The organism is Paraburkholderia sp. BR10954, from assembly GCF_040965775.1.
GTDB lineage: Bacteria > Pseudomonadota > Gammaproteobacteria > Burkholderiales > Burkholderiaceae > Paraburkholderia > Paraburkholderia youngii.
On sequence record NZ_JBFRCK010000037.1, the window covers coordinates 17,360 to 33,347 of the forward strand.

The 15,988-nt window shown below is 65.4% G+C and carries 13 protein-coding genes and 1 pseudogene; 2 read left to right on the forward strand and 12 right to left on the reverse strand.

Annotated elements, in window-relative coordinates; translation table 11 throughout:
• Positions 1–24 precede the first annotated feature (24 nt).
• The 3 genes from AB4Y34_RS34100 to AB4Y34_RS34110 are packed head-to-tail and all read right to left on the reverse strand — an operon-like array spanning position 25 to position 3,020.
• On the reverse strand, positions 25–330 hold the full coding sequence (locus tag AB4Y34_RS34100; RefSeq protein ID WP_176106766.1) for a hypothetical protein: 306 nt from the start codon (positions 328–330) through the stop codon (positions 25–27).
• A 1-nt stretch (position 331) separates the two neighbouring features.
• Entirely contained in the window at positions 332–1,690 is a 1,359-nt protein-coding gene (locus tag AB4Y34_RS34105) for an acyclic terpene utilization AtuA family protein (RefSeq protein WP_368718545.1), read from the reverse strand.
• 25 nt (positions 1,691–1,715) lie between these two features.
• Positions 1,716–3,020, reverse strand: coding sequence for a CitMHS family transporter (locus AB4Y34_RS34110; RefSeq protein WP_176385681.1), 1,305 nt, complete (start codon positions 3,018–3,020; stop codon positions 1,716–1,718).
• A 98-nt stretch (positions 3,021–3,118) separates the two neighbouring features.
• On the opposite strand from AB4Y34_RS34110, the gene AB4Y34_RS34115 reads away from it, so the two are divergent.
• Positions 3,119–4,015: a LysR family transcriptional regulator gene (locus AB4Y34_RS34115; protein WP_368718546.1), complete on the forward strand. Its 897-nt coding sequence runs from the start codon at positions 3,119–3,121 to the stop codon at positions 4,013–4,015.
• Between the two features lie 359 nt (positions 4,016–4,374).
• Positions 4,375–4,602, forward strand: a complete 228-nt coding sequence (locus tag AB4Y34_RS34120) for a hypothetical protein (protein ID WP_013092475.1) — start codon at positions 4,375–4,377, stop codon at positions 4,600–4,602.
• 188 nt (positions 4,603–4,790) lie between these two features.
• On the opposite strand, the gene AB4Y34_RS34125 is transcribed toward AB4Y34_RS34120, so the two are convergent.
• The 9 genes and pseudogenes from AB4Y34_RS34125 to AB4Y34_RS34165 form a co-directional block, all read right to left on the reverse strand.
• On the reverse strand, positions 4,791–7,019 hold the full coding sequence (locus AB4Y34_RS34125) for an NADP-dependent isocitrate dehydrogenase (RefSeq protein WP_176366273.1): 2,229 nt from the start codon (positions 7,017–7,019) through the stop codon (positions 4,791–4,793).
• 576 nt (positions 7,020–7,595) lie between these two features.
• Positions 7,596–7,727: pseudogene (locus AB4Y34_RS34130) on the reverse strand (type II toxin-antitoxin system ChpB family toxin); the annotation flags it as partial.
• 114 nt (positions 7,728–7,841) lie between these two features.
• Positions 7,842–8,726: an alpha/beta fold hydrolase gene (locus tag AB4Y34_RS34135; RefSeq protein ID WP_176385675.1), complete on the reverse strand. Its 885-nt coding sequence runs from the start codon at positions 8,724–8,726 to the stop codon at positions 7,842–7,844.
• 81 nt (positions 8,727–8,807) lie between these two features.
• Complete coding sequence (mhpT, locus tag AB4Y34_RS34140) at positions 8,808–10,070, reverse strand: 3-(3-hydroxy-phenyl)propionate transporter MhpT (RefSeq protein WP_368718569.1); 1,263 nt, start codon at positions 10,068–10,070, stop codon at positions 8,808–8,810.
• A gap of 101 nt (positions 10,071–10,171) precedes the next feature.
• Complete coding sequence (gene dmpG, locus AB4Y34_RS34145) at positions 10,172–11,197, reverse strand: 4-hydroxy-2-oxovalerate aldolase (RefSeq protein ID WP_368718547.1); 1,026 nt, start codon at positions 11,195–11,197, stop codon at positions 10,172–10,174.
• A gap of 22 nt (positions 11,198–11,219) precedes the next feature.
• On the reverse strand, positions 11,220–12,170 hold the full coding sequence (locus AB4Y34_RS34150; protein WP_368718548.1) for an acetaldehyde dehydrogenase (acetylating): 951 nt from the start codon (positions 12,168–12,170) through the stop codon (positions 11,220–11,222).
• 35 nt (positions 12,171–12,205) lie between these two features.
• On the reverse strand, positions 12,206–13,015 hold the full coding sequence (locus tag AB4Y34_RS34155) for a 2-keto-4-pentenoate hydratase (protein WP_176382848.1): 810 nt from the start codon (positions 13,013–13,015) through the stop codon (positions 12,206–12,208).
• Positions 13,016–13,033: 18 nt separating this feature from the next.
• The gene (locus AB4Y34_RS34160; protein ID WP_368718549.1) at positions 13,034–13,984 is read right to left on the reverse strand and encodes a 3-carboxyethylcatechol 2,3-dioxygenase; all 951 of its coding nucleotides are present in this window, start codon (positions 13,982–13,984) and stop codon (positions 13,034–13,036) included.
• Between the two features lies 1 nt (position 13,985).
• On the reverse strand, positions 13,986–15,848 hold the full coding sequence (locus AB4Y34_RS34165) for a bifunctional 3-(3-hydroxy-phenyl)propionate/3-hydroxycinnamic acid hydroxylase (RefSeq protein WP_368718550.1): 1,863 nt from the start codon (positions 15,846–15,848) through the stop codon (positions 13,986–13,988).
• Positions 15,849–15,988 lie beyond the last annotated feature (140 nt).

Consider the following 15,988-nt stretch of genomic DNA (forward strand, 5'->3'; position numbering starts at 1 on the left):
CGACACGCCGCCAGCAGCATCCGCTCATTCCCCCACGTCCAGATCCATCAACGCCGAGCTCAGCGATTTGCCATGCGCATCGAGCGCGAGCGAACGCGTAACGCCGCCGCCGAGCGCATCGCCGAGCACGAAGTTGAACGCCGCAAGGCCCGGCAACTCATGACGCACCACGTCACCGCGCACCACCTCACGCAGATGAGCGTTGACGCGCTCGGGCGTCAACACATCGCGCAACCGCTCGTAATGCCGCGCGTCGTAGCAGATCACCGAGATGTTGAGCGTATTGCCCTTGTCGCCGGTGCGCGAATGAGCCAGTTCACGTAGTTTCATCTCAAGCCTCCACTAGCGAGAAAGCCGGCGTCGCATGCTCGCGCGGCAGCAGCACCGATTGCACGGCGACCACCTCGCGCGCCCCCTTCGTCACTCCGCCACCGCCCGCCGGTCCGTTCGTGTACAGCGTCTCGACCTCGTTGCCGATGCGCACCGCCTCCGCGAGCGATGCCGTGCGCCCCGCCACCCGCGCGCGCGCTTCGTACGGCTCGCCATGACCAGCCGCCACCGTGTCGCCGTGCAGTGCGTTCACGCCGATCAGATCGAAGCGCAGTTCACGCGTCTCTACACCGGTCAGCGCGAGCCGTTCGCGCACGATATCGAGAGCGAGCCGTGCCCGCGCAAGCGCGCCCGGTCCGCCGTACGAAATCTGCCCTTCGCCGATATAGCCGTCGAAATACGCAACCGACACTTTCAGCGTCGCGGTGCGCTCCGTGCCGCCACCGCCGGTGACGCGCACACGGTCCGGGGCTTGCTGCTCGACGCGCACCTGCGAGAAATCGGCCACCACGTCGGGCTGCGGATAACGACGCGGATCGTGAATCTCGTACAGCAACTGCTCCTTGCACGTCGCCTCGGTCACGAGCCCGCCACTTTGCGCGAGCTTCGTGATCACCACCGAACCGTCCCGCGCGACTTCGGCGATCGGAAAGCCGAGCCGCGCGAGATTCGGCACGTCCTTGAAGCCGGGGTCTGCGAAATAGCCGCCGGTGATCTGCCCTGCGCATTCGAGCAGATGGCCGATTACCGTCGCCTGGCCGAGCATCGGCCAGTCGTCCATGCGCCAGCCGAATTCGTGGACCAGCGGCGCGACGAACAGCGACGGATCGGCGACGCGCCCGGTCAGCACGATCTGCGCGCCGGCCGCCAGCGCGTCGACGATGCCGCTCGCGCCGAGATACGCATTCGCCGATATCAACCGGTCCTCGTACGCGGCCAACGCGTCGCCCGATTCGACGAAATGGAAGTCGCCCGCACGCACGACGTCGAGCACGTCGTCGCCGGTGACGGCGGCAATCTTCAGCGCGCCGAGACCGAGCTCGCGCGCGATCTGTGCGGTCCTGCGCGCCGCCGCGCGAGGATTGGCCGCGCCCATGTTCGACACGATACGCACGCCGTTGCGCGCCGCGACGGGCAGCACCGCGCGCATGCGCGCTTCGAGCAGCGGGTCGTAGCCGAGCTCCGCGTCCTTGCTGCGCGCCTGCTGCGCGATCGCGATCGTGCGTTCGGCGAGGCATTCGAACACGAGATAGTCGAGGTGGCCGTGTTCCGCGAGTTCGAGCGCGGGTTCGATGCGGTCGCCCGAATAGCCCGCGCCAGCGCCGATGCGCACGATGCGTTCAGATTCAGTGGCTGTCATGGTGCTCCCGTCCGTTCAATGAAGCTCACAGTGGAAAGATCCCGAGCGCGACGCACGCGATCGTCATCACGACCGACGCGCCGAACAGCAGGGGAAACGTGAATCTTTGATGATCGGCCAGCTCGATACCGCACAGGCCGACCACGAGGAACGTCGCGGGCGTGAGCGGGCTGACCGGAAAACCGGTGGTCATTTGTCCGAGCAACGCGGCCTGCCCGACGTGCACTGCGGGCACGCCGAGCTGGCCCGCCACTTCCGCGATCACCGGCAGTACGCCGAAATAAAAGGAATCGGGATCGAACAGCATGCTGAGTGGCATCGACAGCAGGCCGAGCACGATCGGAATATGGCTCGCCATCGCCGGCGGCACGAAGCCGACCGCCGCCTGCGCCATCGCCTTCAGCATGCCGCTGCCCTGCATCACGCCGGTGAACACGCCGGCCGCGAGCAAGATGCCGGCCATCATCAGCGCGGCGCGCGCATGCGCGTCGATCCGTTTGCGCTGCATGTCGACGTTCGGATAGTTGACCATCAACGCGATGCACAGGCCCACCATGAACATAACGGCCGGCGGAATCTTCTCGCCCATCACGACCATCGTGCCCAGCACGACGAGCGTCAACACGATGTTGAACCAGAAGTTTTGCGGGCGGCGCAGCGCCTGTTGTTCTGGCGTCAGTTCGCGTTGGGGCATCGGCACGGACCCGCTCGCGGCAGTGAGGCCGAGGCGCTTTTCCTCGCGCCGCCCGAGCCAGTACGCCATCGAGAACACGAATACGAGGCCGATCGCCTGCACCGGAATCAGCGGATTGAATAGCGCCGAGATCGGCAGATGCAGCGACGCAGACGCCCGAATCATCGGCCCTGTCCACGGCAGGAAGTTGATGCCGGCCGCCATCGACACCGCCGCGGCGAGCACGCGCCGGTCCATCTTCAGGCGATCGTAAAGCGGCAGCATCGCGGGAATCGTGACGAGGAAGCAGACGGCGCCGGAGCCGTCGAGGTGGATCAGCAGCGCGAGCAGCGTGGTGCCCATCACGATGCGCGTGGGCCGCGTGCCGACCGCGCGCAGGATACGCTCGATGATCGGGTCGAGCATGCCGGCGTCGGTGATCGTGCCGAAGTACAGGATCGCGAATACGAACATGCAGACGACCGGCGCGAGGCTTTTCAGACCATCGACGACGAACTTGCTGGTCTGCAGGCCGAAGCCGCCGAGCAGCGATGCCGCGAGCGGCACGACGATCAGCGCGACGAGCGGCGACATGCGTTTGGACAGGATCGCGCCGAGCAGCACGACGATGGTAGCCAGCCCCAGCAATGGCAGCATGAGCTTGTCTCCAGGTTGTTTTTTAGTGTGATCGAGCGTAAGTTCGCGGCAGCAATAAAACAATTGAAATGAATTGATCGCAGCAATCACAAGTCATCATGGATCTGAATCTGCGGGACATCCGGGCGTTTATCGCGGTCGCGCAAACGGGCAGCTTCACGCGCGCGGCCGCGCGGCTGCATCTGTCGCAACCGGCGTTGACGGTGCAGATTCGCCGGCTCGAGGAAACGGTCGGCCTGCGCTTGTTCGATCGCAACAGCCGCAATGTCGCGCTGACGCCGACCGGCCGCGAGCTGCTGCCCGTGCTGCAGAAATCGCTGCACGACATGGAGCACGTGCTGCGCGATGCACGCTCGCTCGGCGAAGGCGCGAGCGGCACGGTGCGCATCGCTTGTCTGCCGACCTTCGCGGCGAGCGTGCTGCCCGAGCTGGTGCAGGCGCTGAGAAAAGCCGTGCCGCACGTCGGCTTCGAGGTGCGCGACGTCGTCGCGAGCATGGTCAACACGCTGGTGCGCAACGAGGAAGTCGATATCGGGCTGACCGGCGGCGAGCTGAACGACAGCGGGCTCGAGGTGCTGCATGAGGGCATCGACCGGCTCGTCGCCGTGTTGCCGAAGCAGCACGCACTCGCGCGGCGGCGCCGGCCCGTCACGCTCGCCGATCTCGCCAACGAGCCGCTCGTGCTGACCGCGCAGGGCACGAGCGTGCGTGCGGTCGTCGACAGCGCGTTCGCCGACGCGCAATGTGAGCCGCGCATCGCCTGCGAGCCGACCTACATGATGAGCGCGGTCGCGATGGCGCGCGCCGGGCTCGGCATCACGATCCTGCCGGTGTCGGCACGCGAGGTACGCGCGGAGCCCGAACTGGTCGCGCGGCCGATCGACGAAGCCGCGTTCACGCGCCGCATCGCGCTGATCAGAAAGCGTGGCCGAACCTTGCCGCCGGTGAGCGAGACCTTCGTGGCGATGCTGATCGAACGGATCGACGCGTCGTAGGGCCGCATGGCATCGTTTTGTACGTCGCGCGGAGCCCTAATTTTCACGATACGAAACGATGGCGCGCGTCGTAAAAAATCATGGTGCGCGGCACAAACCGGGAATTTCACGATGTCCGGCGGCGTTGCACATCGCAAAATGAAACGATCAACCCATTGTTTTTGCAGCAGTATTTTTAAGATAAAGAACGGTTTGACGCCCGCTTGCCAGCCGACTCCCTGACGTAGACTCTTTCACAAGAGCACGCGCTTCACGCAGTCGGATTCGAGGGGCCTCGCGAAATGGCCACCCAAATCCCAGAGATTGCGCAGAAGCCGTCACGAATCGCGGCTTTTTTATTGGCAACTGGGAGACAAAAAATGAAAGGCTTTCGCTTTGGTTCGACGCAGGGAGCGTTCTACATTCTGCCGGGTCAGGACGGCTGGGAAGCCACCTACGGCAACGAAACGCTCGGAGAATTCTCGAGCCCGCAACAGGCCGCCGACGACCTCGCGCGCGGCCTGAGCTGCGAGCATCTGTCCGAGCTCGACACGTCGACACTCGAAATTCCGGAGAAGCTCGCCGATTGGGAAATCGTTCACGTATAAGGACGGATATGACCGACGGCGACGTAGCAGTGAAAGCAGAAACGACAATGGCGCCCGAAGGCGCCATTGTCGTATTTGCGGTCCTGTTTGCGGCTTTGTGCGCGGTTGCGCTGCGCGCTTACCGCGTGGCTTTTCGGGCCCGCGTAGCTGCGGCCGCGACGCTTACCGCATCAGCGGCCCGTACGGCGTCAAGCCACCGAATCGACGATCGCGTTCAGCGTCGCGCTCGGGCGCATCGCCTTGCTGGTCAGCTCGACGTTCGGACGGTAGTAGCCGCCGATATCGACCGGCTTGCCCTGCGCCGCGCCGAGTTCCGCGACGATCTTCGCCTCGTTGTCGGCCATCGCCTTCGCGACGCCCGCGAATTGCGCTTGCAGCGCCGCGTCGTCGGTTTGCGCGGCCAGTGCTTCGGCCCAGTACATCGCGAGGTAGAAGTGGCTGCCGCGATTGTCGATGCCGCCGACCTTGCGCGCCGGCGACTTGTCGTTGTCGAGGAACTTGCCGGTCGCCTGATCGAGCGTCTTCGCGAGAACCTGCGCCTTCGGGTTGTGATACGCGGTGCTCAGATGTTCGAGCGATGCGGCCAGCGCCAGGAATTCACCGAGCGAATCCCAGCGCAGGAAGCCTTCTTCGACCAGCTGCTGCACGTGCTTCGGCGCCGAACCGCCCGCGCCGGTTTCGAACATGCCGCCACCGGCCATCAGCGGAACGATCGACAGCATCTTCGCGCTGGTGCCCAGTTCCATGATCGGGAACAGGTCGGTCAGGTAGTCGCGCAGCACGTTGCCGGTGACCGAGATCGTGTCCTTGCCGGCGCGGATGCGCTCGACCGAGAACTTCGTCGCGTCGACCGGCGTCATCACGCGGATGTCGAGACCGTTGGTGTCGTGATCCTTCAGGTACTGTTCGACCTTCTTGATGATCTGCGCATCGTGCGCGCGCACCGGGTCGAGCCAGAACACGGCCGGCGTGTTGGTTGCGCGGGCGCGGTTCACCGCGAGCTTGACCCAGTCGCGGATCGGCGCGTCCTTGGTCTGGCACATACGGAAGATGTCGCCTTCCTCGACCGGCTGCTCCAGCAGCACCGCGCCGGCTTCGTCGGTCACGCGGACCACGCCGTTCGCCGGGATCTGGAACGTCTTGTCGTGTGAACCGTATTCCTCTGCGGCTTGCGCCATCAGGCCGACGTTCGGCACCGTGCCCATCGTGACCGGATCGAACGCGCCGTGCTTCTTGCAGTCTTCGATCACAGCCTGGTACACACCGGCGTAGCAACGGTCCGGAATCACCGCCTTCGCGTCGTGCAGCGCGCCGTCGGCGCCCCACATCTTGCCCGACTCGCGGATCATCGCCGGCATCGAGGCGTCGACGATCACGTCGCTCGGCACGTGCAGGCTCGTGATGCCCTTATCCGAGTTGACCATCGCGAGCGGCGGACGCTGTTCGTACTGCGCCTTGATGTCGGCTTCGATCGCCGCTGCCGTTTCAGCCGGCAGATCCTTCAGACGTGCGTACAGGTCGCCGATACCGTTGTTCGGGTTGAAGCCGACCTTAGCGAGCGCTTCCGCGTGCTTCGCGAGCACGTCCTTGTAGAACACCGACACGACGTGGCCGAAGATGATCGGGTCCGAGACCTTCATCATCGTGGCCTTCAGGTGCACCGAGAACAGCACGCCGTTCGCCTTCGCGTCGGCGATCTGCGCTTCGATGAAGCTGCGCAGCGCGTTCTTGCTCAGCACCGACGCGTCGATGATTTCGCCTGCCAGCACCGGCGTTTTCGCCTTCAGGACCGTGGTCGTGCCGTCCGCGGCGGCCAGCTCGATCTTGACGCTACCGGCTTGCGCGATCAGCGCCGACTTCTCGCTGCCGTAGAAATCGCCACCGCTCATGTGCGAGACGTGCGACTTCGAGTCCGCGCTCCACGCGCCCATCTTGTGCGGATGCTTGCGCGCATAGTTCTTGACCGACAGCGGCGCGCGGCGGTCCGAGTTGCCTTCGCGCAGCACCGGGTTCACCGCGCTGCCCTTGATCTTGTCGTAACGGGCCTTGACGTCCTTCTCGGCGTCGGTCGTCGCGACGTCCGGGTACGACGGCAGCTTGTAGCCCTGGTCGCGCAGCTCGGCGATCGCGGCCTTCAGCTGCGGCACCGACGCGCTGATGTTCGGCAGCTTGATGATGTTCGCTTCCGGGCGCGTGGTGAGTCCACCGAGCTCCGCCAGATCGTCGGAAGCCTTCTGTTCCGCGCTCAGGTAGTCGGGAAATGCGGCAATGATCCGGCCGGCGAGCGAGATGTCACGCGTTTCGACGAGCACGTCGGACGAGCGCGTGAACGCCTTGACGATCGGCAGCAGCGAGTACGTCGCCAGTGCGGGCGCTTCGTCGGTCAGGGTGTAGATGATCTTCGGCGGTGTGGACATGATTAATGCTTTGCTAGGAAGTGATAGACAGAGCGTTGGCAGTCGAGGCCAGCCCAAATCGCGGCGCGATGGCGACGGCGCCGGTTCGGCACGACGCAACCCCGCGACCTTCGTTTTGCGATACGACCGAGAGTATATGCGCGTTTTCCACTAAATGTGGGTAAACAAACAGGTCGCGAGACCCTACCGAAAAGGGTCGAGCCCCGGCTGGCAAGGGTTTGCGGCCGATTGCCCCGGTCTTAAGACAGATATCTTATAGATGACTTGCGGCATATTATTTTTGGCTAAATGCGAATGGATCGCATTGAGGAGCCGCAAGTCCCGCGCGCTTCAGCCGCCGCCAGCCAACCAGGCCTGCGCTACGCGCGCCACGACGTCCCCTCCCGGCTTCGTCGACCGACGGCGCGCGAGCCTCCACAGCAGAGTGGACAGATCCGCATCCGGTGGTGCGGGAGTCGACGGTTAGATGGGGGAAGCGGGGGAAGCGGGGGAGGCGCGGACGGGGATGCTCGCACGCGAAACAGTACGAGTCGGATGCTGGCAGCGGAGTGGTTGCGTCACTCGCCGCGCGCGGGTTCAGGTCGAATCGTCCTCGACCACCTCGGCCGGAGCGCGCTCGACTTTGCGTGCGGCGCGTGCCTCCAGGCCCAGAGTGCGCACCATGTTCATCAGCGCGCCCCCCTGAGTTTCCGTTCCTGAACCCGAGAGGGTATCTACATTGACTCTACACGCGGAGCCGTAAGATCGCCGGGAAATGGGCAAAAAGAAGCAACCAGCCCGCCGCCGCAACGGCGCGCCAGTCGCTCGCAATAACAACCCGCCTTACCCCTCGCGTCCGAGGAACTCAACCACCATCCGGTTGAACTTGTCCGCATGCTCCCACTGCGCCCAATGCCCGCAGCGGCCGAACACATGCAGATCGGCGTTCGGCATCCCGGCGACGAGCCGCAGCCCGACGTCCATCGGCACGAAGCGATCGTCGCGGCCCCAGATCACGAGCGTCGGCGCGGCCACTTCGCCGAGGCGCGGCCCATAGTCGTTGAACTGTTTCGGATTCGCGGCGAGGCTCGCGACGAAGTTCTCGAGATGGTCGCGCCGTGCCAGCATATTCGCGAGACGCGCCTGCATCAGGTCCTCGGTCAACGCCTTCGTGTCGAACACGAAGACGCTCATCATGCGCTGCAGGTTTTCGATGGTCGGGTTGCGGTACAGCCCCTGCAGCAGCTTGATGCCTTCGGTCGGCATCGGCACGAACGGGCTCGGGCCGCCGGTGCCGCCGCCCATCAGCACGAGCTTGCCGACGCGCTGCGGTTCAGCGAGCGCGAACGCGACCGCGCTATGCCCACCCATCGAGTTGCCGATGATATGCGCGCGCTCGATATCGAGCGCATCGAGCAACGCCTTCAGGCACCGCGCGTTGAGTTCCGCGCGCGAACCCTTGCAGACGATCGGGTCGCTCTTGCCCCACCCGAGGCAGTCCATCAGGATCACGCGATAGCCCGCCGCGACGAGCGGCTCGACGTTGCGATTGAAGTTGGCCCAGCCGGTCGCACCCGGTCCCGAGCCGTGCAGCATCACGACCGTGTCCGCGCCCTGCCCCACGTCGTTGTAGTGCAGCTGCACCTCGCGGCCATCTTCAGTGATCCGGACGAATTTGCTGGTCGCTTCTTCACTGATCGCCACTGCTTGCGTGTTGGTATTGCTCATGTCGAATTCCTGTGTTTCACGAGTTGAGTGACTGCGGGCCGCCGCCGACGGCGAACCCGCTCCATATTTCAGGCCGCAAAACTACTGCGCGGCCACCGCGGTGTATCGAAGTGTCGAGCGATTCACGACGAGCCACGCGCCGATCGCGGCAACCGCGATCAGCGGAATGCTCGCGCCGAGCAGCACGCTCGCGCCCTGACCGATTGCGAGAAGTTGCCCCGCGATCAACGGTCCGAGGATCGAGCCGAGACGGCCCACCGCCACGGCCGCGCCGACGCCGGTGCCACGCACTTCGGTCGGGTACAGGCTGCTCGCCAGCGCATACAGCACCGACTGGCCGCCGACCAGGAACAGCCCCGCGAGCAGACCGCCCCACGCCATCGACGCGCCGCCATGCGCGCTCAGCAACGCGCCAAGCGCAACGACGATGCCGACATACATGCCCGCGACCGTGCGGCGCCGGCCCATCCGGTCCATCATGCCGGCGATCACGATCGCGCCGATGCCGCCGCCGATGTTGAACATCATCTGCACGACACCCGACTGCACGCGCGTCAGACCGCGCGTCAAAACCAGCGACGGCAGCCAGTTGATCAGGAAATACAGCACGATCAGCGTGCCGAGGTAGCTGATCCACAACGCGATCGTCGTGCCCGCGCGCCCTTCCTGCCACAGCGCGCGCGTCACGCTCGCGGCTGCATCGTGCCGCGCGCCCGTGGTTGCACGCGCCGCGACGAACTGCGCCGACTCGCGCATGAACAGCGCAAGCAGCGGCAGCACCAGCAATGGCCCGAACCCGCCGACGTAGAAGATATGCCGCCAGCTCTCATCGCCCGGGCTGACGATGCCCACCACCGCCGCAAGCGCCGCGCCGAACGGCATGCCGCAATACATCGCGCCGACCGCGGTGTTGCGCTGATGCGGCGGCGCCGCTTCCGAGCACAGCGCGATCAGATTCGGCATCGCCGCACCAAGACCGAGGCCGGTCAGAAAGCGCGCGGCGAGCAGGCTGTTCAGATCCCATACCTGCGCGGTCGCGAGCGAGAAGAGGCCGAACAGCGCGACCGACCACATCAGCACGCGCTTGCGCCCGAGCCGGTCGGCGAGACGTCCGCCGATCGCGGCTCCGGGCAGCAGCCCGAATGCGCCGATGCTGAACGCCCAGCCCAGCTGCGCGACCGCGAGATGAAATTCGCGCGCCATGCGCGGTGCAGCGAGGCCGGTCGATTGCAGGTCGACGCCTTCGAGCAGCGCGACGATCAGGCAGAGCCCGATCGTCAGCGCGCCGCTGGCAAGAGGTTTCGTCGACTGCGTTGTTTGGGTTGCTTGTATTGACTGCCGCATGAATGTCTCCAATGTTGAATCAGCGTCGCTCTTGCGGCGACCTTGCTGGATGAAATGAACGCTGCGCGCGCGGCATGCGGCGCCGCCGCGCAGCGTCTGGGTCATGAGGCCACTGCGTAGGATCCGCGCTTCAGATCCAGTGCGACATCGACGATCATGTCTTCCTGGCCGCCGACCATGCGGCGCTTGCCCAGCTCGACCAGAATGTCGACGGTCTTCAGGCCGTATTTCTTCGCGGCCACTTCCGAATGACGCAGGAAGCTCGAATACACGCCCGCATAGCCGAGCGCGAGCGTTTCGCGGTCCACGCGCACCGGCCGGTCCTGCAGCGGACGCACGATGTCGTCGGCGGCGTCCATCAGCGTGTAGAGGTCGGTGCCGTGATTCCAGCCCATGCGCTCCGCTGCCGCGATGAACACTTCGAGCGGCGCGTTGCCCGCGCCCGCGCCCATGCCCGCGAGCGATGCATCGATGCGATCGCAGCCTTCTTCGACCGCGACGATCGAATTCGCCACGCCGAGCGACAGGTTGTGGTGCGCGTGCATGCCCGTCTGCGTTTCGGGTTTCAGCACGGCCTTCACCGCGCGGAAGCGGTCGCGCACATCGTTCATCGTCAGCGCGCCGCCCGAATCGACCACGTAAATGCAGGTCGCGCCGTAGCTCTCCATCTTCTTCGCTTCGATGGCGAGGTTCTCCGGCGTAGTCATGTGGCTCATCATCAGGAAGCCGACGGTGTCCATGCCGAGTTCGCGCGCGTATTCGATGTGCTGCTTCGAAATGTCCGCTTCCGTGCAGTGGGTCGCCACGCGCACCACGCGCGCGCCCGCGTTGTACGCAGCCTTCAGGTCGTGAATCGTGCCGATGCCGGGCAGCAGCAGCGTCGCGATCTGCGCGTGCTCGACGACATCCGCGACCGCTTCGATCCATTCGAGGTCGCTATGCGCGCCGAAGCCGTAGTTGAAGCTCGAACCTTGCAGGCCGTCGCCGTGCGCGACTTCGATGCTGTCCACTTTCGCGCGGTCCAATGCGCGCGCGATGTCCTGCACGTTCTGGATCGAGTACTGGTGACGGATGGCGTGGCTGCCGTCGCGCAGCGTCACGTCGGAGATATACAGTTTCTTGTCCATGCGGGAAGTCTCCTTAAGCCTCTTATGCCTCTGATGCCTGCACGAGCGCCTGCGCCATGCGCTCGGCGGTCGCGAGCGCGGCCGAAGTCATGATGTCGAGATTGCCGGCATAGGCGGGAAGGTAGTGCGCGGCGCCTTCGACCTCGATGAAGACCGACGTCTTCAGGCCGCTGAAGCGGCCGAGGCCCGGAATGTTGAGTGGCGCGTTAGCGGGAATTTCGTCGAACTGCACCTTCTGCTTCAGGCGATAGCCGGGCACGTACGCCTGCACCGCGGCGGCCATCTGCTCGATCGAAGCCTCGACCTTCGCGCGATCTGCGAGGTCCGACAGCGTATAGACGGTATCGCGCATCATCACCGGCGGCTCGGCCGGATTGAGCACGATGATCGCCTTGCCTTTCGCCGCGCCGCCGACCGCTTCGATCGCCTTCGACGTGGTCTCGGTGAATTCATCGATATTCGCGCGCGTGCCGGGACCGGCCGACTTGCTGCTGATCGACGCGACGATCTCCGCGTAATGCACCTTAGCGACGCGCGACACGGCCGCGACCATCGGAATGGTCGCTTGTCCGCCGCAGGTCACCATGTTCACGTTGGGCGCGCCGATATGCGCGTCGAGATTGACGACCGGCACGCAGTACGGCCCGATCGCGGCCGGCGTCAGATCGATCACGCGAATCGAAGGTTTCAGCTTTCGCAATAGCGCGTCGTTCTTCACGTGTGCGCCGGCCGAGGTCGCGTCGAACACGAAGTCGATGTCATTGAACACGGGCAGACGCGTCAGACCTTCGACGCCTTCATGCGTGGTCGCGACGCCAAGCCGCGCGGCGCGCGCGAGGCCGTCCGAGTTCGGATCGATGCCGACCATCGCCGCGACTTCGAGATGCTTGCCGTGACGCAGGATCTTGATCATCAGATCCGTGCCGATATTGCCCGAGCCGATGATCGCGGCCTTGAGCTTTTCGCTTGCCATATGAGTTCCCAATCGAGTGCTTGCGAGTGCTTGCTTTATGCGGAAAAGGTCGCGCGGACGCTGCCGAGACCGTCGATCTGCGCGCTGAAGGTGCCCGGCTGCCCGACCGCGACCATCGGGCCCAAAGCGCCGGTCATCAGCACGTCGCCGGCACGCAGCGGCGTGCCGAGCCGGACCATCCGATCCGCGAGCCAGGCAGCGGCATTCAGCGGATTGCCGAGACACGCGGCGCCATTGCCGCGCGACAGGACTTCGGCATCGTTCGACAGCGTCATCGCGCAGGCCGCGAGATCGACATCGCGCAGCAGCACCGGGCGGCTGCCGAGCACGAAGCGCGCGCTCGACGCGTTGTCCGCGACCGTATCGACGAAGCGGATGTTCCAGCCCTCGATGCGACTGTCCACCACTTCGATCGCCGCGACCGCATACGCGGTTGCGCGCATCAGATCGGCATACGTGTGGCGCTCGTGCAGCAGATCGTGTTCGAGCACGAGCGCGATCTCCGCCTCGACCTTCGGCTGGATCAGCTCGCCGAGCGGAATCGGCTGGCTGTCGCCATACGCCATCGATGCGAACAGCGCGCCGAAGTCAGGTTGATCGACACCGAGTTGACGCTGCACCGCCGGCGACGTGAGTCCGATCTTCCGGCCGACGATGCGCTCGCCCGCCGCGACGCGCGCGGCCACGTTGGCCTGCTGCACCGCGTACGCGAGCTGCTCGGCGTCGGCCGGGTTCGGCAGTTCGACGAAACGCGCGTCGTCGCGCAGCGGCGCGATGGTCACGCGCGTACGTTCCGATTCGCGCAGGCGCAGGGCCAACGCGTCGATGTTGCTTTGAGTGTTCATAGCGGATTCCAGATTCGGTTAAACGTGGGCAGTCACGGGTCGCGCGTGCATCGCGCCGAAGCCCGCGATCCATTCGGGGATCGGACGGTAGTAATCGAGCGACGCGCGATACGGGCCGCTCGCGTTCAGCGCGCCGAACGCGGCGATCCACGTGCGGATTTCGTGCGCGGACTTGCCGCCATCGCGCGTGATTGCGTTGTTGGTCAGGCCGTCGAGCGCGGTGAGCTCGCCGTCTTCGAGCAGCTTCAGGAACGCCCGATCCCATTCGGGATTGAGCGGATGCAGATGGCTGTCGCCCGCCGTGAACGCGCGCGCCGCCGCAATCGTGCGTGCCTGCCGCGCCGCGCGCGACTCGGCCGACGGATTGCGGCCCGCGATCAGACGCTCGGCGACTTCCTCGCTCGCGCCCGCGAGTTCCGGCACCGGCGGCTCATGCGAGATGCCGCCCGAGCCGATCACGAGCACGCGCTGATTCGAGCGTGCGAGCGCGCGGCCCAACGCATCGCCGAGCAGACGCGCGCGGCGGCATGAAGCCATCGGCGCGGCCACCGAATTGATGAACACCGGCACGACCGGATATCGATCGAGTCCGCCGGTGAGAATCTCCAGCGCTTGCGCGCAACCGTGATCGACCTGCATGCGGTAGGAGACCGCGACGTCGACGTCGCTCGCGAGCACCGCTTCGACCAGTTCGAGCGCCGTATCGGCGGGCACGTTCAGCGGACCCGCGAGGCTCTTGAAGTCGCCGATCGCGCTCGCCGATGCGCCGATGCAGAACGGCGGCATCACGTCATAGAAGAAACCGTTGTAATGATCGGGCGCGAACACGACGACCAGTTGGGGATCGAACTCGACGACGCGCGCACGCGCCGCCGCATGCACACGCTCGACTTCGGCGACGACTTCGGGCGCGGGATCGTAATAGCCGTGCAACGGCGTGTGCGATAGGCATTCGAGCAGCATCGGCATATCAGGCTCCGGCGGTTGCAGCGGTTGCGAGAGTGGCAACGGCGTCGCGCGCGAACGCCGCTCCGTTGCCGGCATTCGCCACATCCGCACGCGTTGCCGCGTCGAGTTGCAGCTTCCGCGCGAGTTCGACGACCAGTTGCGACACCTGCTGCGGCGAGCCCATGCCCGCGACGAACCGATCCGGACGCAACAGCACGACCGACTCCGGCACTCGCGTGAACCAGTCCTTCAGCCGCGTGTTCACATCGCCGATCGCGATCACGTCTTCGGGCACGTCGCCATGAAAAGACAGTTGCGTATCCGGCTTCGCGACCACGAAGCAGCCGCCGAGCCGCTGCCAGATCGCGCGCGCTTCCTCCGACAAACCGAAGGTCGGTTCCGCGCCCCAGCCGACGATCGCGAAGCGGTTGCCGAGCACATCGTCGAGTCGCACGATCTCGCCGCTCGCCGTACGCACGCGCGGCTGAATGAACATGCGGCCGACCGGCGAATGACAATGCGGGTCGCGTCCATACACGAGACGGCCGAGCCGCGACTCGCGCTTCTCGCTCATCAGACCGAGCAGGCGGCCCGGCGCGGAATGGCCCGAGCGTTCGAGCACGCGCGCGAGCCAGCCACGCTTGCGCGGCGTGTGCGCGAGCAACACGACGCCGCTTTCATAGCGCGGCATCGGCTTGAAACGCATTTCGACGAAGTAGCGCTTGACCGCCGGAAACCAGTTGAACGTACGCACGAACGCGTCGCGGAACTTGATGCCGAAGCGGCTCGTCGGCGCGAAAATGTCGCCCGCCACTTCGGAGAGGTGGATCATCGAGCGCGCATGCGAACGGCGCTCGGCGGTATAGGTATCGAGCAGCGCATCGCCGGCGACTCCCTTGACCACCATCGCGAGTTTCCAGCCGAGGTTGCTAGCGTCGCGAATGCCGCTGTTGTAGCCCTGGCCCTGCCATACCGGCATGATGTGCGCGGCGTCGCCGGCGAGCAGCACGCGGTTCACGCGAAAGCTGCTCGCAAGGCGCGCGTTGTGCGTATAGACGCGCTTGCGGATGTAGTCGACCTTGTCCGGCTCGGCGACGACCTTGCGGATCAGCGCGGCCATGTTCTCCGGCTTCGACAGCTCTTCCTCGGTCTCACCGGGCATCACCATGAATTCGAAGCGGCGAATGCCGTGCGGCAGCGCGGCCGACACATACGGGCGTCGTGGATCGCAGTGCATGTACACGTGCGGCGAGCCGATCGGGTCGTTGCGCACATCGACGACGATCCACTGATTCGGTTTCGTGCGGCCCTCAAACGGCACGTCGAGCGTGCGGCGCACGAAGCTGTTGCCGCCGTCCGCGCCGACCATGTACGACGCGCGGATCGTGCGGCGGCCGCTCTGCGCGTGTTCCGCTTCGATCGTGACGCCGCCGCCGTCCTGCGTGAACGAGTTGACGGTGTGGCCGAACAGCACCTCGACGTGCGGGAAGCGTTGCAGGCCGTCGTACAGCACGCGATCGGCCAGCGGCTGAATGAACGCGTTGCGGCGCGACCAGCCGAATTCGTCGGTGCGCGGTTCGATCGATGCGAAGCAGTGACCGTTGCGGGTGACGAAGCGCATCCAGTGATCGGGAGTCGTGTGCGGCAGCAACGCATCGGCGAGGCCGACGGACTGGAACACGCGCAGTGCTTCGTCGTCGAGGCCAATTGCGCGCGGATAGTCGATGATCTTCTCGAGCTTTTCGATCAGCACGACGCGTACGCCCTGCAGGCCGAGATAGTTGGCGATCATCAAACCGACCGGGCCGGCGCCGATGATCGCGACGTCGGTGGTGACGGCTCCGCTGTGGCCTTGCGCGGCCACCGGGTCGAGCGGTTGGGGCATGTTGTCTCCGTATGTCGACCGGAGTGACCGGGTCGAGCTATTCACGGAGCGCGGCGGCGGGAACCAGCGCTGGCCACGGCGAAAATCGCCTGCGGGCAACCGCTCGCGTCTCCATGAAATCGTTGATTTGTTGGCAGTCT